Annotated in this window: 21 protein-coding genes; 10 read left to right on the forward strand and 11 right to left on the reverse strand. The window is 72.9% G+C overall.

All coding sequences use genetic code 11. The features are described 5' to 3' along the window. Nucleotides 1-725 precede the first annotated feature (725 nt). The 3 genes from lnt to AB0I79_RS38380 all read left to right on the forward strand — a co-directional run bounded on the left by lnt (nt 726) and on the right by AB0I79_RS38380 (nt 4,058). A complete protein-coding gene (lnt, locus tag AB0I79_RS38370) occupies nt 726-2,609 on the forward strand; it encodes an apolipoprotein N-acyltransferase (protein WP_357884313.1) in 1,884 nt (627 codons plus the stop codon). Beyond that, on the forward strand, nt 2,606-3,355 hold the full coding sequence (locus tag AB0I79_RS38375) for a polyprenol monophosphomannose synthase (RefSeq protein WP_357884314.1): 750 nt from the start codon (nt 2,606-2,608) through the stop codon (nt 3,353-3,355). The genes lnt and AB0I79_RS38375 overlap by 4 nt, the downstream gene beginning before the upstream one ends. A gap of 193 nt (nt 3,356-3,548) precedes the next feature. Continuing rightward, on the forward strand, nt 3,549-4,058 hold the full coding sequence (locus AB0I79_RS38380) for an FxsA family protein (protein WP_357884315.1): 510 nt from the start codon (nt 3,549-3,551) through the stop codon (nt 4,056-4,058). Nucleotides 4,059-4,567: 509 nt separating this feature from the next. Here the strand turns inward: AB0I79_RS38380 and AB0I79_RS38385 are convergent. The 5 genes from AB0I79_RS38385 to AB0I79_RS38405 all read right to left on the reverse strand — a co-directional run bounded on the left by AB0I79_RS38385 (nt 4,568) and on the right by AB0I79_RS38405 (nt 8,182). After that, nucleotides 4,568-4,912 carry an RNA polymerase-binding protein RbpA gene (locus tag AB0I79_RS38385; protein WP_043625492.1) on the reverse strand — a complete coding sequence of 115 codons (345 nt, stop codon included), beginning with the start codon at nt 4,910-4,912 and terminating at the stop codon, nt 4,568-4,570. A gap of 227 nt (nt 4,913-5,139) precedes the next feature. Continuing rightward, complete coding sequence (locus AB0I79_RS38390; protein WP_357884316.1) at nt 5,140-5,532, reverse strand: VOC family protein; 393 nt, start codon at nt 5,530-5,532, stop codon at nt 5,140-5,142. Next, on the reverse strand, nt 5,529-6,356 hold the full coding sequence (locus AB0I79_RS38395; RefSeq protein WP_357884318.1) for an ArsR family transcriptional regulator: 828 nt from the start codon (nt 6,354-6,356) through the stop codon (nt 5,529-5,531). The genes AB0I79_RS38390 and AB0I79_RS38395 overlap by 4 nt, the downstream gene beginning before the upstream one ends. 39 nt (nt 6,357-6,395) lie before the next feature. Continuing rightward, nucleotides 6,396-7,058 carry a response regulator transcription factor gene (locus tag AB0I79_RS38400; RefSeq protein WP_357884320.1) on the reverse strand — a complete coding sequence of 221 codons (663 nt, stop codon included), beginning with the start codon at nt 7,056-7,058 and terminating at the stop codon, nt 6,396-6,398. Beyond that, on the reverse strand, nt 7,055-8,182 hold the full coding sequence (locus AB0I79_RS38405) for a sensor histidine kinase (RefSeq protein WP_357884322.1): 1,128 nt from the start codon (nt 8,180-8,182) through the stop codon (nt 7,055-7,057). Before AB0I79_RS38405 ends, AB0I79_RS38400 begins: the two co-directional genes overlap by 4 nt. A gap of 466 nt (nt 8,183-8,648) precedes the next feature. Here AB0I79_RS38405 and AB0I79_RS38410 point away from each other — a divergent pair, with 466 nt between their 5' ends. Then, nucleotides 8,649-9,044: a DUF6223 family protein gene (locus tag AB0I79_RS38410; protein ID WP_357884324.1), complete on the forward strand. Its 396-nt coding sequence runs from the start codon at nt 8,649-8,651 to the stop codon at nt 9,042-9,044. A 108-nt stretch (nt 9,045-9,152) separates the two neighbouring features. Here AB0I79_RS38410 and AB0I79_RS38415 read toward each other — a convergent pair whose 3' ends face one another. Continuing rightward, complete coding sequence (locus AB0I79_RS38415) at nt 9,153-9,599, reverse strand: substrate-binding domain-containing protein (RefSeq protein WP_357884426.1); 447 nt, start codon at nt 9,597-9,599, stop codon at nt 9,153-9,155. Between AB0I79_RS38415 and AB0I79_RS38420 the strand changes: the two genes are divergently transcribed. The 3 genes from AB0I79_RS38420 to AB0I79_RS38430 are packed head-to-tail and all read left to right on the forward strand — an operon-like array spanning nt 9,484 to nt 13,357. Beyond that, nucleotides 9,484-9,789 (forward strand): hypothetical protein, encoded by a 306-nt coding sequence (locus AB0I79_RS38420; protein ID WP_357884430.1) that lies wholly within the window; start codon nt 9,484-9,486, stop codon nt 9,787-9,789. The two genes, AB0I79_RS38415 and AB0I79_RS38420, sit on opposite strands and share 116 nt — an antisense overlap. Before the next feature lie 32 nt (nt 9,790-9,821). Further along, nucleotides 9,822-11,603 carry an ABC transporter ATP-binding protein gene (locus AB0I79_RS38425; protein ID WP_357884326.1) on the forward strand — a complete coding sequence of 594 codons (1,782 nt, stop codon included), beginning with the start codon at nt 9,822-9,824 and terminating at the stop codon, nt 11,601-11,603. Continuing rightward, complete coding sequence (locus AB0I79_RS38430) at nt 11,600-13,357, forward strand: ABC transporter ATP-binding protein (protein ID WP_357884328.1); 1,758 nt, start codon at nt 11,600-11,602, stop codon at nt 13,355-13,357. The genes AB0I79_RS38425 and AB0I79_RS38430 overlap by 4 nt, the downstream gene beginning before the upstream one ends. A gap of 4 nt (nt 13,358-13,361) precedes the next feature. On the opposite strand, the gene AB0I79_RS38435 is transcribed toward AB0I79_RS38430, so the two are convergent. Both AB0I79_RS38435 and AB0I79_RS38440 read right to left on the reverse strand, forming a co-directional pair. Then, complete coding sequence (locus AB0I79_RS38435) at nt 13,362-16,172, reverse strand: BTAD domain-containing putative transcriptional regulator (protein ID WP_357884330.1); 2,811 nt, start codon at nt 16,170-16,172, stop codon at nt 13,362-13,364. A 132-nt stretch (nt 16,173-16,304) separates the two neighbouring features. Continuing rightward, nucleotides 16,305-16,457: a hypothetical protein gene (locus tag AB0I79_RS38440; protein ID WP_357884332.1), complete on the reverse strand. Its 153-nt coding sequence runs from the start codon at nt 16,455-16,457 to the stop codon at nt 16,305-16,307. Here AB0I79_RS38440 and AB0I79_RS38445 point away from each other — a divergent pair. Beyond that, nucleotides 16,456-16,920, forward strand: coding sequence for a hypothetical protein (locus AB0I79_RS38445; protein WP_357884334.1), 465 nt, complete (start codon nt 16,456-16,458; stop codon nt 16,918-16,920). The two genes, AB0I79_RS38440 and AB0I79_RS38445, sit on opposite strands and share 2 nt — an antisense overlap. Before the next feature lie 21 nt (nt 16,921-16,941). Next, nucleotides 16,942-17,382 carry a hypothetical protein gene (locus AB0I79_RS38450; protein WP_357884336.1) on the forward strand — a complete coding sequence of 147 codons (441 nt, stop codon included), beginning with the start codon at nt 16,942-16,944 and terminating at the stop codon, nt 17,380-17,382. 29 nt (nt 17,383-17,411) lie between these two features. On the opposite strand, the gene AB0I79_RS38455 is transcribed toward AB0I79_RS38450, so the two are convergent. Continuing rightward, on the reverse strand, nt 17,412-17,951 hold the full coding sequence (locus AB0I79_RS38455) for a nuclear transport factor 2 family protein (RefSeq protein WP_357884338.1): 540 nt from the start codon (nt 17,949-17,951) through the stop codon (nt 17,412-17,414). A gap of 33 nt (nt 17,952-17,984) precedes the next feature. Between AB0I79_RS38455 and AB0I79_RS38460 the strand changes: the two genes are divergently transcribed. Then, nucleotides 17,985-18,464: a winged helix-turn-helix transcriptional regulator gene (locus AB0I79_RS38460; RefSeq protein WP_357884340.1), complete on the forward strand. Its 480-nt coding sequence runs from the start codon at nt 17,985-17,987 to the stop codon at nt 18,462-18,464. Between the two features lie 66 nt (nt 18,465-18,530). On the opposite strand, the gene AB0I79_RS38465 is transcribed toward AB0I79_RS38460, so the two are convergent. Then, complete coding sequence (locus AB0I79_RS38465; protein WP_357884342.1) at nt 18,531-19,964, reverse strand: MFS transporter; 1,434 nt, start codon at nt 19,962-19,964, stop codon at nt 18,531-18,533. Between the two features lie 45 nt (nt 19,965-20,009). Further along, the gene (locus AB0I79_RS38470) at nt 20,010-20,807 is read right to left on the reverse strand and encodes a glycerophosphodiester phosphodiesterase family protein (protein WP_357884428.1); all 798 of its coding nucleotides are present in this window, start codon (nt 20,805-20,807) and stop codon (nt 20,010-20,012) included. Nucleotides 20,808-20,838: the final 31 nt, after the last annotated feature.

Here is a 20,838-nt window from a genome sequence, read left to right on the forward strand (position 1 = left end):
CAGTCCAGCACGGGACTTGGCCGGTTGGCCGTCTCTGACATCGTCGGATCCTGCGTCCGTGACGGAGCGTGACTCCGTCCACACAGCCAGGTGCAGGGCCGTCGGTCCGTCGAGTCGGGGCACCCCAACCGGGCGGGGGGTTGGACCCGGGACGGGTCCGGGAGCCCAGTAGACAACGGAATTCCGAGCTCGCCGCCGACGAGACGGGTCCGGTCCGAAGGGTTTCCGGGCCCTCTTCCCGCTCTCGTGCCATCGGACCGCCATCGCGCCGGGGTGGTCCCGTTCAGCCGCGGGATCACCCTGCCGCCCCTCCTTTTTCCCGGCGATGTTCCGATCTTCCGCGCGCCTCGCCGGTCTGAGCGCGGCCTGGGAGCGGTAGCGTTTTCGCAAGCAAGCCGTTTGTGAGGTGGCGAGGAGACCCCGGAGTGGTTCAGGACAGAACGGGCCTACCGCCCGCGGCCGGACACGAACCCGGCCGTGCGGGTGTGCCGGCGTCGCCTGGCGACGGCACGCCGGAAACCGGGACGTCGTCTTCCGCCGGGACGTCGGAAGCCGGGACGTTGTCTGCTGTCAGCGTGCCGGAGGCCGGCACCACGGTGGTCGCCACCCCGCTGACCGGTCAGACGCCGCCTGTTGGCGCAGGCGCTCCGGAGGGGGCGACAGGCTCGGAGGCGGCGGATGCGTCCCCGTCCAGCGTCGCACCCGCAACGGCCGATCAACCTGCGATGGAGCCCGAGCCCGAGACTGATCCCGATCCCGCGTCCGAGCCCGAGCCTGCGTCCGAGGCCGGGCGCATCGGTGAGGGGTCCGTGCCGGTGGCCGGGCGTGCTGACGAGCAGCCCGAGGCGGAGGGTGGCCTTGAGGCCAGGCATGGCGCGGAGGGCGGAGCCGAGGCCGCGCGGACGGCCGAGGGAGGGGCCGGGCAGGGCGGGAAGGTCAGGGGACGGGTGGCCGAGGCGGTGGCGAAGCCGGAGTCGCGGTGGGTGCTGCTGGGCAGGGTCGTGGCGGCCGTCGCCGGTGGGCTGGCGCTGTTCGCCGCGTTCCCGCCGCTCGGCTGGTGGCTGTGCGCCCCGCTCGGCATCGGGCTCATCGCCGGCTCGCTCCACGGCTCCCGGCCCGGACGGGCCGCCTGGATCGGTTACCTGGCCGCCCTGGTGTTCCTGCTGCCGGCGCTCGCCTGGGTGCGCAGCATCGGCGACGACGTCTGGTTCATGCTGGTCGGCACGGAAAGCCTGTTCTACGCAGCGATGGCCGCGATGGCGGCGCTGGTGTTCAGGCTGCCCGCATGGCCGTTGTGGTTCGGCGGGTTGTGGGTGCTCATGGAATGGGCCCGCAGCCTCGTGCCGATCGGCGGGTTCCCGTGGGCGCGGGCCGCCTTCAGCCAGGGTGAGTCGCTGTTCACCCCGTACGCGGCGCTCGGTGGCGTCCCGCTGGTGTCGTTCGCCGTCGCGCTGTGCGGCGCGCTGCTGGCCCAGGCGGTCCTCGGCAGGCGCACCGCCCCCGGCAGGCGCACGGCCCCTGACGGGCGCACCGACGCTGACGAGCACGCCGACCCCGGCAGGCACACCGATCCCGGCAGGCGTACGGCGTTCGGCGGGCGCGCCGCGCTCGTGCGCAGGGCGGCGCCTCTCGCGCTGGCGCTGGCCGTGCCGCTGCTGGGCCTCGCCGTGCCCAGGCCCGGCGACGAGGGCCGCACCGTCAACATCGGCATCGTGCAGGGCAACGTCCCCGGCGAGGGCATGTACGCCCTCGGCGACGAGCCCGCCGTCGTGCTGCGCAACCACGCCAACGAGACCAAACGCCTGGCCCAGGCCGTACGCGAGGGCAAGCTCCCCAAGCCCGACCTGGTCGTCCTGCCGGAGAACTCCACCGACATCGACCCCTACCGCGACGAGTACGCCCGCCAGACCATCCACGACTCGGTCCAGGACGTCGGCGTGCCCACGCTCGTCGGGGCCGTCGTGGCGATCGGCACCGAGCACCGCGCCACCCGCAGCCTCGTGTGGGACCCGGTGACCGGGCCCGGCGACTACTACGACAAGCAGCGGCTGGTGCCGTTCGGGGAGTACACCCCGTTCAAGGACATCGTGCTGGCGCTGTGGGAGCGGGCCGGCCTCGTCGGCAGGCAGTCGGTCCCCGGCGACAAGCCGGGCGACCTCAAGCTCGGCCCGGTCACCATCGGCGCGGTCAACTGCTACGAGGTCGCCTACGACGACACGGTGCGCGAGACCGTACGCGCCGGGGGCACCCCGCTCGTCGTGCAGACCAACAACGCCTCCTACGCCCTGTCCAACCTGCCGCCCCAGCAGCTCGCCATGTCCCAGCTGCGCGCCGTCGAGCACAACCGTGCCGTCGTGACCGCCGCGACCACCGGGATCTCGGCATATGTCACACCTGACGGTAAGGTCTCCTGGCAGACCCGCGAGCGTGTCGCTGACATGAACGTGGTCCAAGTGCCCGTACGCACGGAGCAAACGCTTGCCACCAGGGTGGGCGCGCTTCCCGAGTGGGCATTGATGGTGATGGGAGCCGCGGCGGCCGCAGCCGCCGCGTGGCGTGGCAGGCGGCGAGGCGATCGGATGGGCGATCGGATGAGGAACGACGGATGATGGAGACTCTCGGCAGGGTGCTCGTCGTCGTGCCCACCTACAACGAGCGCGACAACCTGCCGGTGATCGTCGATCGCGTGCGGGCCGCCGTCCCCGACGCCCACGTGCTGGTGGCCGACGACAACAGCCCCGACGGCACCGGGAAGGTCGCCGACGGGCTCGCCGCCGAGGACGACCACGTGCACGTCCTGCACCGGCCCGGCAAGCAGGGGCTCGGCGCCGCGTACATCGCCGGGTTCCGCTGGGGCCTGGAAGAGGGATACGACGTCCTGGTCGAGATGGACGCCGACGGCTCCCACCAGCCCGAGGAACTGCCGAAGCTGCTGGCGGCGCTGGCCGACGGCGCCGACCTGGCGATCGGCTCGCGATACGTGCCGGGCGGCAAGGTCGTCAACTGGCCCCAGCGGCGCGAGCTGCTGTCGAAGGGCGCCAACATCTACACCCGGGTGATGCTCGGCCTCCCCGTACGCGACGCGACCGCCGGCTTCCGCGCCTACCGGGCGGCCACGCTGGAGAAGATCGGCCTGTCCGGGGTGGAGTCGCAGGGTTACTGCTTCCAGGTCGACCTGACGCTGCGCACGTCCCGGCACGGGCTGCGGGTGGTGGAGGTGCCGATCACGTTCGTGGAGCGTACGGTCGGCAAGAGCAAGATGAGCGGCAAGGTCATGTCCGAGGCGCTGTGGCGGATCGGCATGTGGGGCGTCGCCGGGCTGCCCAAGCGGCTCAAGGGTCCAGGCCGCGACTAGAGCGGCCATCCGGCCCTCCGTCAGGGGTCCTGTCGGGACTGGAGTGGCCGTCTCCGCCCGCGGCCCAGGGTCCTGTTGGGTCTGAAGTGGTCGTCGCGGCCGTGCGGCCAGGGTCCCATCCGGGGGATCCCTGATTTGCCGCCAGCTCTGGAACGCCCGGCGGCCTCCCAGCGTTGTTCCTGCTGTAACGCGCGTGCGAATCGAGGAAACGATGCGGCTCCTGCTCTTCCTGGCCTTCCTGGTCGTGCCCGTCCTGGAGATCTGGCTGCTGATCCAGGTCGGGTCGGTGATCGGCGCACCCGCGACCGTCGCCCTGCTCATCGCCGACAGCCTCCTGGGCGCCTGGCTGGTACGCCGCGAGGGCCGCCGGGCCTGGCGGGCGCTGCAGACGGCGCTGGAATCGGGCCGCATGCCCGACAAGGAGCTGGCCGACGGCGGCATCATCCTGGTGGGTGGCACGCTGCTGCTGACGCCGGGGTTCTTCACCGACGTCTTCGGGTTCCTGTGCCTGATCCCGTTCACCCGGCCGATGATGCGCCGGCTGGGCTCGTGGTTCTTCGAGCGCCGGATCAAGAAGATGGCCGCCGCGTCGCCGTACGCGAACCTCTTCCCGCCGTCCTCGGGCTTCCCCGGCGCGGACGCGTCGCAGGGCAGTGGCCGGGTGGTGCACGGCGAGGTCATCCGCGAGGACCGCGACTCGTAGCCCTCTCCCGCGCGACGGGACGGATGGGTCCGGCGCCCTGGGGGCACGCGTCCCTGATCCCGGCCGGGGCCCGCGCGGCCGGGAGCGCCACGAACACGCACACCCCTGGCCATCCGGGCGGCCCGGTCTGACGGCCCTGGTGGGACGTACGTGGCAATGCGCCGCACGTGGACGGGATCGCCGAGCCGTAAGGGACACGCACACCGTGCGGGCCGCTCAGACCGCCAGGCGCGTCGACTTGACCGCGCTCGCCCTGCGCGTCGGGGGGATGTGCTTGCGCTGTGCGTCGGACTGATGTGCTTGCGCTGTGCTGCCCACCCCTGACGTTGCGCCGGCTCCGCCCGACCCCTGATGCCTGACGTTGAGAGCCGGCTCCGCCGGGCCGACGCCGGCTGGCTGGCGGGAGCGGCCACCCACCCTTTGGTCAGAGGCCGCCCAGCCCTTGGTCAGAGAGTCGGCGGAAAGAAAAACCCCCGGGCAGGGCCCGGGGGTTTCACCGTGAGAGAAGGTCAGGCGCTCTTACGACGCTGTGCCCGCAATACCGCGAGCCGCTCGTTGAGCACCTCCTCAAGATCTTCGATGGACCGCCGCTCCAGAAGCATGTCCCAGTGTGTCCGTGGGGGCTTGGTCTTCTTGGACTCCGGCTGCTCGCCGTCCACCCGCACCGCGGTCGCGCCGCACATGCGGCACTCCCAAGTCGCGGGGATCTCAGCCTCGGCGGCAAGCGGAACCTCGAAGCGATGGCCCTTAGGACAGGTGTAAGACACCTCCTGGCGTGGGGCCAGATCCGTGTTACGGTCGTTCTCGTAGCTGGTTGCCCCGAGCCGGGTGCCACGAAGCGCGCGCTCGCCCATGTTTAAATGCCTCCTACAGGGCCCCCTTGCGTGGGGGGTCTGTCTCCCACGGTGTCTAACGCTTGGTACCGTGATGGGATTCCCACCCTCGGGGTGATCCAATCGCGCTTGAGGCCTCGGGTATTCACAAGATCGGCGTTCAGGCGCTCAGCCTGCGGTGATGCGCTGGTTCTGGCGCCGGCGCACATCCCTGGACCCAGATTTCGGGCAAATTGTCGTATGCGTTGTCAGGTCGTGGCGGGGGTTCGGGCGGGTTGGAACAGCTCGACGAGATTGCCGGCCGGGTCGGTGAGCAGGATCTGACGGCCGCCGGGGCCGGAGATCGCGTCGCCGAGGAAGGACAGCCCGGCGCCGCGGAGCCGGTCGATCTCGGCGTCGAGGTCGTCGACGACGAGATGGATGCGGTTGCGGCCGGCGGCGGTGCCGTCGGGCGTGGCGCGGGCGCCGGAGCTGGCCGGGCCTGACAGCAGCAGTCGCAGCGGGCCGCGTACGACGTCGGCGAAGGCGGGCGCGGCGTCCAGGCGCAGGGTGAAGCCGAGGTGGGTGGTGTAGAAGCCGACGGCGGCAGCCACGTCGTCGACGAGGTAACGCACGCTGGCGAACTGGTCGGGTGCGGTCATGACTGAGCCTCCTGTGGCATCAGGACGGGCAGCAGGTAGTGGATGCGGGTGTCGATCTCAGCGGCGGTACTGGCGAGACCGCTGGTGCTGGCGAGACCGGCGGTGCCGCCGGAGCCGGAGTCTGCGCCGGTGCCGGCCGTGGCGGGGTCGGGGATGCTCCAGTGGACGTGGCGAGGGCTGCCGGGGAAGTCGGGGATGACCTCGCGGACCCTGTCGCAGAGGCTGACCACGTAGTCGAACCGGCGGCCGGACACCGTGTCCAGGTGCCGGGGGCGCTGGTCCCGCACGTCGATGCCGTAGTGCTCGTGCAGGACGGCGACGGCGTCGGGGTGCAGCCGCTGCCTGGGATGGCTGCCTGCGCTGATCGCCTCCACGTTGCCGCCGGTGCGGTGGCGCAGCAGGGCTTCGGCGATCGGTGAGCGGGCGCTGTTGCCCGTACAGGCGAACAGCACGCGGGGACGGCGCACGGCCGGTGGTGAGGCCGGGACGGAGTGCGGTGCGTGCGCGGGTGGGGGCGGGGTCGGGGGCAGGCGTAGCGCGGGGTGGAGGGCGGTGCCGGTGGTGGCCAGGGCGTGGGCGCAGCGTTCCAGGTCGAGGTGGTAGTAGCTGTCGCGGGCGTCGTAGGTGCTGCGCCGGGCGGTGACCAGCCCGCCGTCGCGCAGCAGCCGCAGGTGATAGGAGACCAGGTTCTGCGGCTGGCCGACCAGCTCGACGAGCTCCCGGACCCGGTAGTCGCTCGAGGCCAGCTCGCTCAGCAGCCGCCACCGCAGGGGGTGGGCGGCCAGCTGGAGGAAGGCGGGGGTGGCTGGAGGTGAGCTCACCATGCGCCCGATGATACATCAAACGGATTTGATGTATCAGGGTCAGGAGCCGCCGGGGGATACGAGGCCGGACTCGTAGGCCAGGATGACGAGCTGAGCGCGGTCCCGGGCGTGGAGCTTGGCCATGGCCCGGTTGACGTGGGTCTTCGCGGTCAGCGGGCTGATCACCATGTGGTCGGCGATCTCGTCGTTGGACAGGCCGCGCGCCACGAGGACCACGGCCTCTCGCTCACGGTTGGTCAGCTCCTCCAGGCCCGGCCCGGTGGCGGTCCGGCGCGGCTGGGTGACGTACCTGTCGATGAGCCTGCGGGTGATCGACGGGGCGAGCAGCGCGTCCCCGCGGGCGGCGACGCGCACCGCGTGCAGGAAATCCTCGGGCACGATGTCCTTGACGAGGAACCCCGCCGCGCCGGCGCGCAGCGCGTCGAAGACGTACTCGTCGAAGCCGTAGTTGGTCAGGATGACGACGTGCACCCCGGCCAGAGCCGGGTCCGCGGCGATGCGCCGGGTCGCCTCGATGCCGTCGACCACCGGCATCTGGATGTCGATGAGCGCGATGTCGGGCAGGTGCAGCCTGGCCAGGGCCAGGCCCTCCAGCCCGTCGCCGGCCTCGGCCACCACCTCGATGTCGTCCTCGAGGTCGAGCAGCGCGCGGAACCCGCTGCGCAGGAGCGGCTGGTCGTCCACCAGCAGGACACGGATCATGACGCCTGGTTCACCGGCAGCTCGGCCTGGACGGTGAAGCCGCCCTCGCCCCGCGGCTCCGCGCGCAGCCGGCCGCCGAGCGCGGTGACGCGCTCGCGCATCCCGGTCAGCCCGACGCCCGGCGCAGGTACGGTGTCCGGGGTGGCCTGGCCGTCGTCGTCGATGCGGATCGCCAGCACGTCCGGGCGGCAGTCGATCCGCACCGACACGGTCGCGGCGGCGGCATGCCGGGCGACGTTGGTGAGCGACTCCTGGACGATCCGGTAGACGGTGCGGCTCACCGCGGCCGGCACCGGCTGCCGTTGCCCTTCGAACGTCAGCGTCGCGTCCAGGCCGGTCGTGCGGGCGCGTTCCACCAGCTCGGCGACGTGGTCCAGCCCGCGTGGCGGGCTCGTATCGTCCTCGCGCAGGGCCTCCAGGGTGGCGCGCAGCTCCCGGGTCGCCTCCCGTCCCGCCTCCTGGATCGCCAGCAGGGCCTCCGGGACCTGTTCCCCGCGCCTGCGGGCCACGTGCACGGCGACCTCGGCCTGCACCTTGATGATCGAGATCTGGTGGGTGAGCGAGTCGTGTAGCTCCCGCGCGATGCGCAGCCGCTCCTCGTCCGCGCGGCGCCGGGCCGTCTCCTCCTTCGTGCGCTCGGCCTCCTCCGCCCGCCGCTCCGCCTGCCGCAGCGCCTCTCCCGCGGCGCCGGCCGCCACCAGCCAGGCCAGCTCCAGGGCACCCCTGGCCTGCGCGAAGGCCTCTCCCGTGTCGTGCAGGCCGGCGGCCATGGCCGCCAGGGGGAGAGCGGCCAGCACGATCACGCTCGCCGCCACCGTGGCCGCGCGGTGTCCCGCCCGTACGGCGGCGTACACCGCGAACAGGTACGCCACCGCGGGCACGTCGAAACCGGCCGCCTGGTAACCCACCGCGCACAGCCCGGTGACGGCCAGGACGACCACCGGAGCCCGCCGCCGCACGGCGAGCGCCAGGCCGCCGCCGGCCAGCAACGCGTACCCGAGCAGGCCGAGGCCCGTCGTGGAAGGCGGCCCGGACAGCCCGGTGACCAGCAGCGCCGCCGCCACGCAGGCGGCGATCGCCCAGTCGAAGACATCGGCCCGCACCCCGGACCGTCCTGCACCCATGCGCGCACCCTAGCGGGATACCCGCGCGGGACGAATCCTGCGAGGGGACGATCGGCCCGCTACCGCGACCGCGGTATCGGTGTCGCTCTGCACGAAGGTGATCGGCTCGCCTTCGGGGCCGTGGTAAGGGTGTTGTTCCTGTGTGAAGGTGATTGGCTCGCCTTTGCGGCCTTGGTGACGGTGTCGCTCCCGCGTGGAGCCGGGCGGCTGGCTCCGCGGCCCTGGTGACGGAGCCGCTCCCGCGTGAAGACGAGTGGCCGGTTCCGTGGCGGCGGTGCTGGGGTCGATCCTGTGTGATGACGGGCGGCTCGCTACCGCGGCTGGGGTACCGGGGCCGGTTCTGCCGCGTTCGTGGTAGGCCACTGCTGCTCCCATGGCAGCGCGGAATGCCTTCCTGGGCCGGACGACCGGCGGCCGGTCCGGCGGACATCATCGGGGTCACGTCCAGTCGGAGGAGGAACACCCCATGTCAGTTCGACATCTGCTCGCCGCGCATGTCCTGGCCCAGCCGGATCCCGTCAGCGCCTACAGCCTGACCACCGGGCGCCTGTGGTCCGTGGTGGCCGCGCTGGTGGGGCTCGTCGGCGTGGTCGCCGGTGGATTCGCCCTGGTCCGTTCCGGCGCGGGTCGTGCGGGCGGTGGCGCCGCGCGCAAGGGGGCCGTCACGGCCCTGGTGACGGGGGCGGTCGGTGCGGTCATCGGCGGGTGGGTCGTGGCCGCCGCCGAAGGCGGTCCCGGCACCGGGTACGGCATCGTCGGCGGCTACCTCGCCCTGGTGGTGGGGCTGGGCGCCGTGGCCGTCGGCGGGCTGGCCCTGGCCCGGCTGCGCCGCCGCGTCACCGCACCATCGCCCCGCCCCTGATCGCACCCGCCCCTGATCGCACCCCCCTGATCACGCCTCCGGCCGGGCACCCTCGGGAGGAGAACGCAAGGGCGGCGGCGTCCGGGTAAGGGGAGCGCGGGCGAGCCGTCATGAGGAGTCGCGGATCACCAGGGACGGCTCGAAGATGATCGAGGTGGGGCGGTGCTCCGGCTGCCCGATGTGCTCCAGCAGCAGCCGGGCCAGCTCCGCCGCCATGTCCTCCACCGGATGGCGTATGGTCGTCAGCGCGGGCCGGCACGCGGTAGCCGCGCTGCTGTCGTCGAAGCCGACCACCGCCACGTCGTCCGGCACCACGCGGCCGTGGTGCCGCAGCACCAGCAGGGCCCCCTGCGCCATCAGGTCGTTGGCCACGAAGACGCCGTCGAGGCCGGGGTGGTCGGCCAGCAGGCGTTCCATGGCCTGCTCGCCGCTGTGGTAGGTGAAGCCGCCCTCGGCGCAGGGCACGAACGGGTGGCCGTGGGCGGCCATCGCGTCGCGGAAGCCGGCCAGGCGGGCCTGGCTCGCCGGCACGTCCAGCGGCCCCGAGATCGTCACGATCCGCTTCCTGCCGCGGGCGACCTCGCTGAACGGCACGGACTGGACCTCCGCCCACACCACCACCACGGGTGACGGCGGCTTCGACGAGATCGCCCTGGACACCTCCGCCCGCTACGCCCGCCTGAACCTCACCCAGCGCGGCACCGCCTACGGCTACTCGCTCTGGGAGTTCGGCGTCTACGGCTAGGCGGCATGATCTTGCCGGTAGGGTGCGTTCCCGTGCGCTCACCCTCCCGACGACGCTTCCTGGGCTTCCTCGTGCTGGCCGGCGGGCCGTGGCTGGCGGCCCTGTCCCTGCTCGAACTGTTCCTCCTGATCGAGCCCACCGCGGTGGCCCTGGTGACCGGCGAGCTGGTGGGCCGCCTGGCGCACGGCGTCACCGCGGGCCCGGCCCGGCAGGACGGCGGGCCGGGCGGCGGGCTGGGTGGCGGGCTGGGTGGCGGGCTGGGCGGCGTCGGCCCCATGCTGGCGCTGCTCGGCGCGCTGCTGGTCACCGGCAACGTGCTGCGGGCGACGAGCCGGCCGCTCGCCGAGCGGGCGGGGCGGCGGATCGACGCGGCGGTCCGCGAGGAGCTGACCGCCCGCGTGCTCGCGCTGCCGACCCTGGACCGGGTGGAGGACGTTGCGCTCCAGGACGAGCTGACCACCATGCGCTCGCCGCTGCTGACCTGGACCGACGAGGGCATCGGGGCGGCGGCGGTGGGCCGGTTCAGAGCCGGGCTGACCATGGTGGGGCTGGTGACGGCGATGCTGGTGCTCTCCTCCGTCGTGTGGTGGTGGGGCCCGGCGACGGCCGCGGCGGCGCTGCTGCTGGGCCGCTTCCGGGCCCGCAGGTGGCGGGGGTTCTTCGCCGTGGTATCGGGCACCATGCCGGCCGCCCTGCGCGGGCGCGTGTGGTCGGAGATGCTGTCCGACAGCCGGGACGCCAAGGAGGTCCGGATCTTCGGGCTGACCGGCTGGCTGGAGCGGCACGCGGAGGAGAACATCGCCGGCGCCGTCCGCCGGGTCACCGAGGCGCGGGTGGCCCTGCTCCGGCGGGAGCTGTCGGTCTTCCTCGGCTGGGCGGTGACCGCGTCGGTGGTGTACGTGGCGGTCGCCGCCTCCGGAGAGGTGTCGGTCGGCCGGATCGCCGCCACGATCGGCGCGGTCTCCGCCATGTTCGTCATCTCCATGTCGACCCAGGACGAGGACATGGTCGAGGTCGCGGCGCCCGCCGTGGACGCGGTCACCAGGATCCGCGCGCTCGCCCCGGCCCTGGAACCGCCGCCCGCACCTGACGGCACGGGAGAGATCGCTCTGCGGGACGTGCGCTTCGGGTACGGGGAGGCGCCCGTGCTGAAGGGCGTCACGCTGACCCTCCGGCCAGGCGAGGTGATCGCGGTCGTGGGCGTGAACGGCGCGGGCAAGACGACCCTGGCCAAGCTCCTCACCGGCCAGTACCGCCCGGACAGCGGCACCGTCGTCACCGAGCCCACGGCGTACGCGGTCTACCAGGACTTCAACCGGTACGAGCTGAGCGCCTACGACAACGTCAGGATCGCCGCGCCGGAGGCGACGCGGGAGCAGGTCGAGGCGGCCGCCGCCGCGGTGGACGCGACCGGGCTGATCGAGCGGCTGCCCAGGGGCTGGGAGACGGTGCTCTCGCCCAAGTACGACAGCGGCGGCGACCTGTCCGGCGGCCAGTGGCAGAAGATCGCGCTGGCCAGGGCGGCGCTGGCGGCCGCGTGCGGGGCGCGGCTGCTCGTCCTGGACGAGCCGACCGCCAACCTCGACATCGAGGCCGAGCTGGACGCCTTCACCCGCATCCGCCAGGTGCGCGGCCGGGCGGCCGTCGTCCTGATCTCCCACCGGTTCTCCACCGTGCGCCAGGCGGACCGGATCGTCGTGCTGTCCGGCGGCCGGATCACCGAGGAGGGCACGCACGACGACCTGCTCGCCGCCGGCGGGGAGTACGCGCGGATGTTCGACCTGCAGGCCCGGCAGTTCAAGGAGAGCACATGAGGTTCGCCGAGATCCGTACCCTGCTGGGCGAGTGCCTGCGCCACCAGCCCGGCCGCACCTGGCTGCTGCTCGTCCTGACCCCGCTGGGCGCGATCACGCCCGGGCTGACCGCGCTCGGCCTGCAGTGGATCGTGGACGGCGTGCTCGCCGGGGACCGGCCGGCCATCGTCGGCGGGGCGATCTGCGCGGCGACGGCGGGGGCGTTCGTCCTGGCGGGCAGCCGCGTCATCCAGGTGCAGACCGGCCTGGTGGCGAACGAGGTCGGCACGGTGCTGAGCCGGCGGACCACGCGATGGTGCGCGACCCTGCCGACCACCGCGCACCTGGAGCACACCGAGTCGCTGCGGCGCATCGAGCAGATCCGCGGCCTCGGCCCGCGCACCGTCAGCTTCGGGCTGGCCTGCCTGAGCGTGGTGCAGAGCGGGCTCTGGCTGGTCATCACCACGGTCCTGCTGGCCGGGGTGCATCCGGTGCTGCTCGCGCTGCCGCTGTTCGCCGTGCCGTCGATCCTGCTCACCCGTACCACCTCGCGCAGGACCGAGGCGGCCAGGGCGCGGACCACCGAGCACAACCGGGCCGAGCAGCACCTGTTCACGCTGATCACCGAGGCGAACTCGGCCAAGGAGCTGCGGCTCGGCACCTCCGGCGGGTACGCCGCCGGCATCGCGCGCCGCCTGCGCGAGGAGCGCGCCGCGATCCTCGGGCGCGCCACGCTCGCCGTCGGCGGCCTCACCCTGGCCGGCTCGCTCGTCTTCGTGGCCGCCTTCCTCGGCGCGTTGCTGCTCACCTCCCGGCTGGCGCTGGCCGGCACGGTCAGCCCCGGCGCGCTGCTGCTGGTGGCCACGCTCGGCGGCCAGATCAGGGGCCAGCTCGACCTGCTCACCCACGCGCTCACCCGCGCCGGCCGCGGCCTGACGATGACCGGCCACTACCTGTGGCTGCGCGACCTGCACGCCGCGAGCGGCGGCGGCACGCTCCGCCCGCCCGACCGGCTGAGCGACGGCATCACCCTGGCCGGCGTGGACTTCTCCTACGGCGGCCCGCCCGTGCTGCGCGGCATCGACCTGCACCTGCCGGCCGGTTCCACGGTGGCGCTCGTCGGCGACCACGGCAGCGGGAAGACGACGCTGGTCAAGCTGCTGTGCGGGTTCTACCGGCCGGCCGCCGGCACCCTCACCGTGGACGGCACGCCTCTCGGCGAGCTCGACCCCGAGGCCTGGCGGGAACGCGTGACCTCGGCGTTCCAGGACTTCAGCCGGTTCCCGTTCCTGGCCCGCGAGGCAGTCGGCGTGGGCGACCTGCCCAGGATGGGTGAGATCGAGCGGGCCGCCGAGAAGGGCGGCGCCGCCCAGGTCTTCGCCCGCCTGCCCGAGGGCGGCGAGACCCGCCTCGGCAAGGCGCTCGGCGACGGCGTCGAGCTGTCCGGCGGGCAGTGGCAGAAGATCGCCCTGTCGCGGGCGTTCATGCGGGCCACGCCGCTGCTCGCCGTGCTCGACGAGCCGACGGCCGCGCTGGACGCCGCCAGCGAGTACGAGGTCTACCAGCGGTACGCGCAGGCGGCCAGGGAGTGGCAGGAGGCCACCGGCGGGATCACGCTGCTGGTCTCGCACCGGTTCGCCACCATCAGGATGGCCGACCTGATCGTCGTGCTGGACGGCGGCCGGATCATCGAGTGCGGCACGCACGCCGAGCTCGTCGCCCTCGGCGGCCGTTACGCCCACCTGTACGATCTGCAGGCCTCCGCCTACCGGTGAGGGCTCAGAGCTGGTTCCTGATGGGCTCCGGCGTGTCCGGGACGGGCTGCGCGAGGTAGGCCGTCACCTCGGCGGCGGTCAGCAGGCGGGCCTCGCGGAGCAGGCCGAGCGACTCCCGCCAGGAGGCCCGGGCCTCCTCCGGCCGCCCGAGGTCGTGCAGGGCGCGGCCGAGCCACCAGGAGGAGACGGCGGTGTAGAGCGTGTAGCCCGTCTCCCGCTGGAGCCTGACGGCGTGGCGGTAGTGCTCCACGGCCTCCTCGAGCATGCCGCCGGCTCGGTAGGCGTCGCCCAGGGTGTCGTGGGCGATGCCGAGGCTCCCGGCGTCGTCCAGCTCCTCCGTCATGGCCAGGACGTGCCGTGCCTCCTCGACGGCTTCCTCGAATCTCCCCTGACGGTAGTAGACGTGGACCAGGTTGTTGCGGACGAAGGACTCGTGGGCCCTGCGGCCGGTGCGAAAGGTGATCGCGAGCGCGCGCTCCAGCGCGGCCAGGGCGTCGTCGTGGTGGCCCATCATGGTGTGGACGGTCCCGAGGTCGTTGAGTATCCCCGCCTTGCGGTCCGGCTGTCCGGCCAGGTCCCAGCAGGCCAGCCCCGCCTCCAGCTCGCGCAGGGCTTCCGGGAAGCGGCCGAGCTGAGCGTGAACGGAGGCGAGCCCCTGGTGCAGGTAGGCCTTGCCCTGCCAGTCCGCCATCTTCTCGGCGCCGCGCAAGGCCAGCTCGCTCACCTCGATCAGCTCGGAGAACCAGCCCCGCCGGTCGAACAGCCACTGGGTGACGTTCGCGAGATCGGCCGCCGTGCCATCGGCGGAGTCGCCGGCCGCCTGGCGGACCGCCGCCAGCAGGTTGTCCCGTTCACGCTCGACCCACTCGTTGGCGGCCGCCACGGTGGTGAGCTCCTCCCCGGGCTGCTCGGCGAGGTAGCGGTCGAAGTTTCCCTTGGTGCTGCCCACCAGCTCTTCGGCCTGCACGGCCGTGGCCAGGTAGTGGTGCAGCGCACGCCGGATCGCGGCCCCCCGCTCCGGCGCGGCGAGTCCCTGTTCCCTGGCGTAGAGGCGGACCAGGTCGTGGAGCTGGTACCGATCGGGCCCGGCGGGTTCGAGGAGCCGGGCGTCCAGGAGGCGTTCCAGCGCGGCCTCTGCGCGGTGTTCCGGCCAGCCCGCCAGGGCGGCGGTGGCGGCGGGGGTGTGCGTGGGCAGTTCGAGCAGGCCGAGCAGGGCCAGGAGGTGCGCGGCGTCCCGTCCGGCCGGCTCCTCGCGCAGGTGCTGGTGGCTGACCGCGATGCCGGCGCGTACGGCCAGGTCGGCGTACTCCAGCAGGTCCAGGCGGCGGGTGGCGTCGGCGAGCCGGACGGCCAGGTCGGAGATCGCCCGGCCGGGGTGGGCCGCCAGCCGGGCGCCCGCGATCCGGAGCGCGAGCGGGAAGCCGCCGCAGAGCCGGACGATCTCCGCCGTCGCCTCCGGCTCCGCGCCTACCCGGCCGGCGCCGACGACGCGGGTGAGCAGCGCGGTCGCGTCCTCGTCGGTGAGCGTGCCCAGGTGCAGGTGGTGGGCGTTGTCCAGGACGGAGAGCGGGTCGCGGCTGGTGATGAGGACCCGGCAGCCCGCCCCGCCCGGGATGAGCGGGCGGACCTGGCGCACGTCGCGGGCGTTGTCGAGGATCACCAGCAGGTTGCCGGCCGCGGTGAGCGAGCGGTAGCGGGCGGCGGCCTCACCCGGGTCGGCGGGCACGGCGGTGCCGTCGAGGCCGAGCGAGCGCAGCAGGTGGCGCAGCGCTTCGGCGGGCGTCAGCGGGGCGAGCCCGGCGGTGGCGCCGTGCAGGTTGACGTAGACGACGCCGTCGGTGAAGCGGCCGCTGACCGCGTGCGCGACGTGGACGGCGAGCGTCGACTTGCCGATGCCGCCGGGACCGTCGATGACCGTGATCGTGGGACCGCCGCCGGTGACGAGAGCGGCCCGCAGCCGCTCGACCTCGGCGGCCCTGGCGGTGAACGCCTGCGTGCCGGCGGGCAGCTCGGCGGGCACGACCGGCTCGGCCAGCGTGCCGCGCTGGGCGGGGGTGCCGAGGTCGAGCGCCGGGTCGCGGGCGAGGATGGCCTGGTGGAGGCGGCGCAGCTCGTTGCCGGGCTCGATGCCCAGCTCCGTCACCATGGCGCGGCGGGTGTCCTGGTAGACGGCCAGCGCCTCGGCGGATCGCGCGTCGCGGTGCAGGGCGAGCATGAGCTGGATGGCGGGCCGCTCGCGCAGCGGGTGCGCCTTGACGTGCGCGGCGAGCTCGCGGGCCACGGCGTGATGATCCCCGGCGGTGAGCCGTAAGTCGATGTGCTCCTCCAGGACGGACAGCCGCTCCTCCGCCAGCCTGCCGGCCTCGATCCTGGCCCACGGCGCGTCCACCTCTGCCAGCACAGGCCCCCGCCACAGCGCGAGCGCCTGGCGGAACAGCGCGTCGGCGGTCGCCGCCGCGTCCTGCGCGCGGGCGGCGCGCGCCCGCAGGGCCAGCCGGGTGAACAGGTGCGCGTCGACGCGGTCGCGGTCGAGGGCGAGACGGTAGGCGCCGGGCAAGGTCTCGATGAGGTCCTCGCCGCAGTGGGCGGCCAGCGTCTCGCGCAGCTTGGAGATCACGATGTGCAGCTGCTTGGCCGCGGTCGCCGCCGAGCTGTGCGCCCACACGTCGGCGAGGATGCGGTCGGTGTGCACGGCCTTGCCCGCGTCCACGGCGAGCCTGGCCAGGACCCCGATCCGCCGCTGCCCCGCCAGTTTGATCACGTGATCGTCCGTCGCGATCTCCCACGGACCGAGGTATCCGATCTCCAGACCCATGCGGGCTGCCCCTCTTCGTCGCCGGAGTCAGCAGCGTAACGATCAACTTCGAGGGCGGCGACCTGTTCCCCGGAGTCCGTGCCGGTGCGGCCGTTAAGCCGTTTGCAAGCGGGTTCCCAGTGCGGATGGAGATCATTTGCCCGCGATGTGCACCGGAGTCACGATGGCCCCGGGCGGCAGCGTCATCGCGACGAGAAACAGGAGGTGACGAATGGCGACGACGACGGCGATCAGCGTTTCCACGCTCAACGGGCGCCACCACAGGGCCGCGCTCACGATCTTCATGATCATCGTGGTGGCGCACTGGGCGGAGCATCTGGTCCAGGCCGTGCAGGTCTACGCGTGGGGGTGGCCGCTGGCCGAGGCCAGGGGCGTGCTCGGCATGCCGTTCCCGTGGCTGGTGACCTCCGAGTGGATGCACTACGGCTACGCGCTGCTCATGCTCATCGGCCTGGTGCTGCTGCGCAAGGGCTTCACCGGCAGCTCGCGTACGTGGTGGAACATCTCCCTCGGCATCCAGGTGTGGCACCACATGGAGCATCTGCTGCTGCTCCTGCAGAAGCTCAGCGGCCTGTACCTGATGGGCCGTCCGGTGCCGACGAGCGTCCTGCAGCTGGTCTGGCCCAGGATGGAGCTGCACCTGTTCTACAACGCGATCGTCTTCGCGCCGATGGTGGTGGCGATGCTGCTGCACCGCCGGGCCGGGTCGCACGCCGGGGCCACCTGCACCTGCGCGGTCGCGCACTAGGCCATGCGGGTCGAGCGGCGCTTGAGCGCGTTCACGGTGGCGCTGGCCGCGCTGGGGCTGCTGCTGCTGTTCTGGTCGGTCCCGGAGCTGGGCCCCACCATCAAGGCCGCGCGGGCCGACGGGGTGAGCGGCGTGTTCACCGCCGGGGAGCTGCGGTGCATCCAGCATCCCGGGCACGAGTCCTGCGTCTGGGCGGGGGACTTCACCTCCGGCGACGGGCGGGTGCTGCGGCGCGACGTCGAGCTGTACGGCAGCGACCGCGGCACGCTCGCCGCCGGGCGGAGCATCCACGCCGTGGACACGGGGCGGGCGAGCCGCGTCTACGGTCCGGACGGCTCGGGGGAGTGGCTGTTCACCACCCTGCTCGCCCTGGCCGGAGCGGCCATGCTGGCCGTGGCGGCCCGGCGCGTGTGGCGCCGGCCCGCACGGGAGCCCTCAGGAGCCGGTGACACGGCGCACTGACGGTGGCCGGCCGGCGCGGGAGCCCGGTGTCAAGAGCGGTGCCCCCTCTTCGGCCGGGCGCCCTCCCGGCGGGAGCGGGTCACGAGCGGGACGAGGGTCCTGTCGCCCAGCGCGGTCATCGCGGCCAGCGGCTTGACCGCCGCCGCGACCAGCACGGACACGGCCGGCCTGCCCGCGGCCCTGGCCAGCCCGGGGCCGAGCGCGGCCATCATCGCGGTCAGCGCCGGCAGCGGCCGGATCCACAGGGTGAGGTCCCTGATGAGCCCGTCCTCGCCGAACTCGGCGACGGCGGCCTCGTGGATCTCCCTGCCGCCCAGCCGCGCGGTCGAGGTGAGCGCGCGCGTCCGGTCGTCGCCCACGTCGGTGTGGTAACGCAGGTCCGACAGGACGCCGAAGACGACGGAGAACAGTTCGAGCGCCTGCTCCTTGCCGCGGAACTCGGCCGTGGCGGACAGTGGCGAGTGGAAGACGACGTCCTCGGACAGGGTGGCGGCGAGCGCGTCGAGGTCGTGCGCCTCGCCGGCCCGGCGGTACGCGGCCGCGGGTGAGTCCTGAATGTGAACTGTCATGGGTTCACTTTATCAACCCACTATCCTGGGTCCATGAACAGGTTCGGTGAGATGCACTGCTCCATCGCTCAGGCCGTCGGCGTCATCGGCGAGCCCTGGACGCCGCTGATCCTGCGGGACCTGTTCCTGGGCCTGCGCAGGTTCGACGACCTGGCGCAGGACCTGGGAATCTCGCGCAACCTGCTGACCCGCAGGCTGGAGCACCTGGTCGCGGCCGGGGTGGTGGAGAAGCGGCGCTACCAGGAGCGGCCGCCGCGCCACGAGTACGTGCTGACGCAGGCAGGGCGCGACATCGTGCCCGCCCTGATGACGCTGATGGCCTGGGGCGACCGCTGGGCCACGCCGCCCGGGGGGCCGCCCGCGCTGCTCGTGCACTCGTGCGGCGAGCGGTTCACGCCCGTCGTCACGTGCCCGCACTGCGGCGGCGAGGCCACGGCGGACACGGTGACGGCCGTGGCCGGGCCCGGAGCGGCCCAGGGGCCCGGCACGATGGTGCTGGCGGCGGGGGCCTAGGCACGCCGCCGGGGTCAGACGCGGGGGTCAGACGCGGGGGTCAGACGCGGGGGTCAGACGCGGGGGTCAGACGCGGGCGGGCACCTCGTTGCCGGCCGCGCGGATGGCCTTGGGCAGGTTCGTCATGGCCAGCAGGATGAAGCCGATCACGAAGAAGACGACCATCGACAGGATCGCGATGCGGTAGCTGTTGGTGAACTGCAGGGCGAGCGTGATCGTCAGCGAGCCGATGAATGCCGAGCCCTTGTCGCTGATCTGCAGCAGGCTGAAGTACTCGGCCTCCCGCCCCTTTGGGATCACCTGCGAGAACAGCGAGCGCGACAGCGCCTGCGTGCCGCCCAGCACGATCGCGATCGCGAACGCCATCAGGTAGAACTGCAGCGCCTGCCCCTCGGCCACGAACATGGCCATCGCCACGATCGCCGTCCACAACACCAGGCTCGCCAGCACCGTACGCTTCGTGCCGAAACCGCGCGCCAGCCGCCCGAGCAGCAGCGCCCCGAAGAACGCCACGAACTGCACCATCAGGATCGCCGTGATCTGCACCTCCTGGGGCAGCTTGAGCGCCTCCGAGGCGAAGGCCGCGCTGTTGCCGATGACCGTCTGCACGCCGTCGTTGTAGACCAGGTAGGCCACCAGGAACAGCAGCGTCAGCGGGTAGCGGCGCAGCTCGGACAGGGTGCGGCCGAGCTGGCGGAAGCTGCCGCCGACCGAGCGCAGCGCCGTCGTCTCGTGCGCCGGCACGGGCCGGTTGCGCAGCCGCAGCAGCGGGACGATCGTGAACGTGGCCCACCACAGGCCCGCCGACATCATGCAGATGCGCACCGCCATGCCCTGGGTCAGCCCCAGGCTCTCGTACTGCAGGTACAGCACCAGGTTGAGGGCCAGCAGCAGGCCGCCGCCGAGGTAGCCGATGGCCCAGCCGCGCGAGGACACCCCGTCGCGCTCCTCGGGCGTGGAGATCTGCGGCAGGAACGAGTCGTAGACCACGATGGAGGCGCCGTAGGCCAGGTTCGCCAGGATGAACAGCACGCCGCCCAGCAGGTAGCGGTCGCCCTCGACGAAGAACAGGCCCATCGCGGCCAGCGCCCCGGCGTAGGCGAAGATGCCGAGCATCTCCTTCTTGCGGCCGGTGTGGTCGGCCAGCGCGCCCACGACCGGCAGGATCACGATCTGCAGGAACACCGCGACCGTGGTGACCAGCCCGAAGTACGCGGCCGGCCTGATGTCGGCGCCCAGCACGTCCACGTACCCGAGACCAGGGCCGGCGGCGGCGAGCTGGTCGAAGGTGTCGACGCACCTGCCGGGCTCCACGGACGGGAAGTCCTTGGCGCAGGCCGCGGTCTTGGCGACGGGGATGAGGTACGGGCCGAGGAAGACCGAGATGACCACCGTGTAGAAGGCGGAGTTGGCCCAGTCGTAGAAGTACCAGCCGCGCTGCTCGCGCCGGCGCGCTCCTGGGGAGTCGTCGAGTGCCGCGGGGGGTGCGGGTACGGGCATGGTGTCGGGTCGCTCCTCTTGCGGCGTATGGGGGGAATGCTGCTGTCAGGCGGCCAGCCGGCCGGGGTGCCACAGCCCCCGGCGCTCCAGCACGTCACGCAGGCCGGTGACGTTGTCGGTCATGATGCCGTCCACGCCCAGGTCGAGCAGGTGCTCCATGCGGGCGGGGTCGTTGATCGTCCACACGTGCACCTGCATGCCGATCGCGTGCGCCGTACGGACGAGGCGGCGGGTGGTGACCCGCAGGCCGCGGAAACCGACCGGCACCTGCGCGCACGGCACCCCGGCGCGCGACAGCCGGGCCAGCAGGCGGCCGTAGCCCGAGGTGGCCGCCGCGGCCCGCAGCGCGGCCACGGCGCGCGGTCCGAGCGCCGAGCACACCTCCCTGCCGAGCGCGGCCCTGGCCAGCACCAGCCGCTCGTCGGAGAACGAGGTCAGGCAGATCCGGTCGTAGGCGTCGGTGCGCCTGATCGCCTCGGCCAGCGGGGCGATGGCGGCCGCCTCCTTGACGTCGATGTTGAAGCGGATCTCCGGCCAGGTGCCGAGCAGGTCCTCCAGCAGCGGGATCTCGTGCACGCCGCCGATGCGGGCCCGCTTGACCTCCCGGTAGGGCAGCTCCGAGATGCGGCCGCGCCGGTCGGTCACGCGGTCGAGCGTGTGGTCGTGGAAGGCCAGCAGCACGCCGTCGGAGGTGGCGTGCGCGTCGGTCTCCAGGTAGGTGTAGCCGAGCGCGACCGCCCGTTCGAACGCGGCCGCGGAGTTCTCCGCGCCCTCTGCCGCTCCTCCGCGGTGGGCGAAGGCCAGCGGGCCCGGATGGTCGAGGAAGGGGAATCGACGGCTCAGCACGTCCAGAAGTATGCCCTTTTCGAGTGAA

The organism is Nonomuraea sp. NPDC050202, assembly GCF_040656115.1.
GTDB lineage: Bacteria > Actinomycetota > Actinomycetes > Streptosporangiales > Streptosporangiaceae > Nonomuraea.

Excerpts from the sequence above, each read along its gene's own strand:
- lnt (WP_357884313.1), top strand. The coding sequence starts at position 726 with ATGGAGCCCGAGCCCGAGACTGATCCCGATCCCGCGTCCGAGCCCGAG.
- AB0I79_RS38375 (WP_357884314.1), top strand. The coding sequence starts at position 2,606 with ATGATGGAGACTCTCGGCAGGGTGCTCGTCGTCGTGCCCACCTACAAC.
- AB0I79_RS38385 (WP_043625492.1), bottom strand. The coding sequence starts at position 4,912 with ATGGGCGAGCGCGCGCTTCGTGGCACCCGGCTCGGGGCAACCAGCTAC.
- AB0I79_RS38390 (WP_357884316.1), bottom strand. The coding sequence starts at position 5,532 with ATGACCGCACCCGACCAGTTCGCCAGCGTGCGTTACCTCGTCGACGAC.
- AB0I79_RS38395 (WP_357884318.1), bottom strand. The coding sequence starts at position 6,356 with ATGGTGAGCTCACCTCCAGCCACCCCCGCCTTCCTCCAGCTGGCCGCC.
- AB0I79_RS38400 (WP_357884320.1), bottom strand. The coding sequence starts at position 7,058 with ATGATCCGTGTCCTGCTGGTGGACGACCAGCCGCTCCTGCGCAGCGGG.
- AB0I79_RS38405 (WP_357884322.1), bottom strand. The coding sequence starts at position 8,182 with ATGGGTGCAGGACGGTCCGGGGTGCGGGCCGATGTCTTCGACTGGGCG.
- AB0I79_RS38410 (WP_357884324.1), top strand. The coding sequence starts at position 8,649 with ATGTCAGTTCGACATCTGCTCGCCGCGCATGTCCTGGCCCAGCCGGAT.
- AB0I79_RS38430 (WP_357884328.1), top strand. The coding sequence starts at position 11,600 with ATGAGGTTCGCCGAGATCCGTACCCTGCTGGGCGAGTGCCTGCGCCAC.
- AB0I79_RS38435 (WP_357884330.1), bottom strand. The coding sequence starts at position 16,172 with ATGGGTCTGGAGATCGGATACCTCGGTCCGTGGGAGATCGCGACGGAC.
- AB0I79_RS38445 (WP_357884334.1), top strand. The coding sequence starts at position 16,456 with ATGATCATCGTGGTGGCGCACTGGGCGGAGCATCTGGTCCAGGCCGTG.
- AB0I79_RS38440 (WP_357884332.1), bottom strand. The coding sequence starts at position 16,457 with ATGAAGATCGTGAGCGCGGCCCTGTGGTGGCGCCCGTTGAGCGTGGAA.
- AB0I79_RS38455 (WP_357884338.1), bottom strand. The coding sequence starts at position 17,951 with ATGACAGTTCACATTCAGGACTCACCCGCGGCCGCGTACCGCCGGGCC.
- AB0I79_RS38460 (WP_357884340.1), top strand. The coding sequence starts at position 17,985 with ATGAACAGGTTCGGTGAGATGCACTGCTCCATCGCTCAGGCCGTCGGC.
- AB0I79_RS38465 (WP_357884342.1), bottom strand. The coding sequence starts at position 19,964 with ATGCCCGTACCCGCACCCCCCGCGGCACTCGACGACTCCCCAGGAGCG.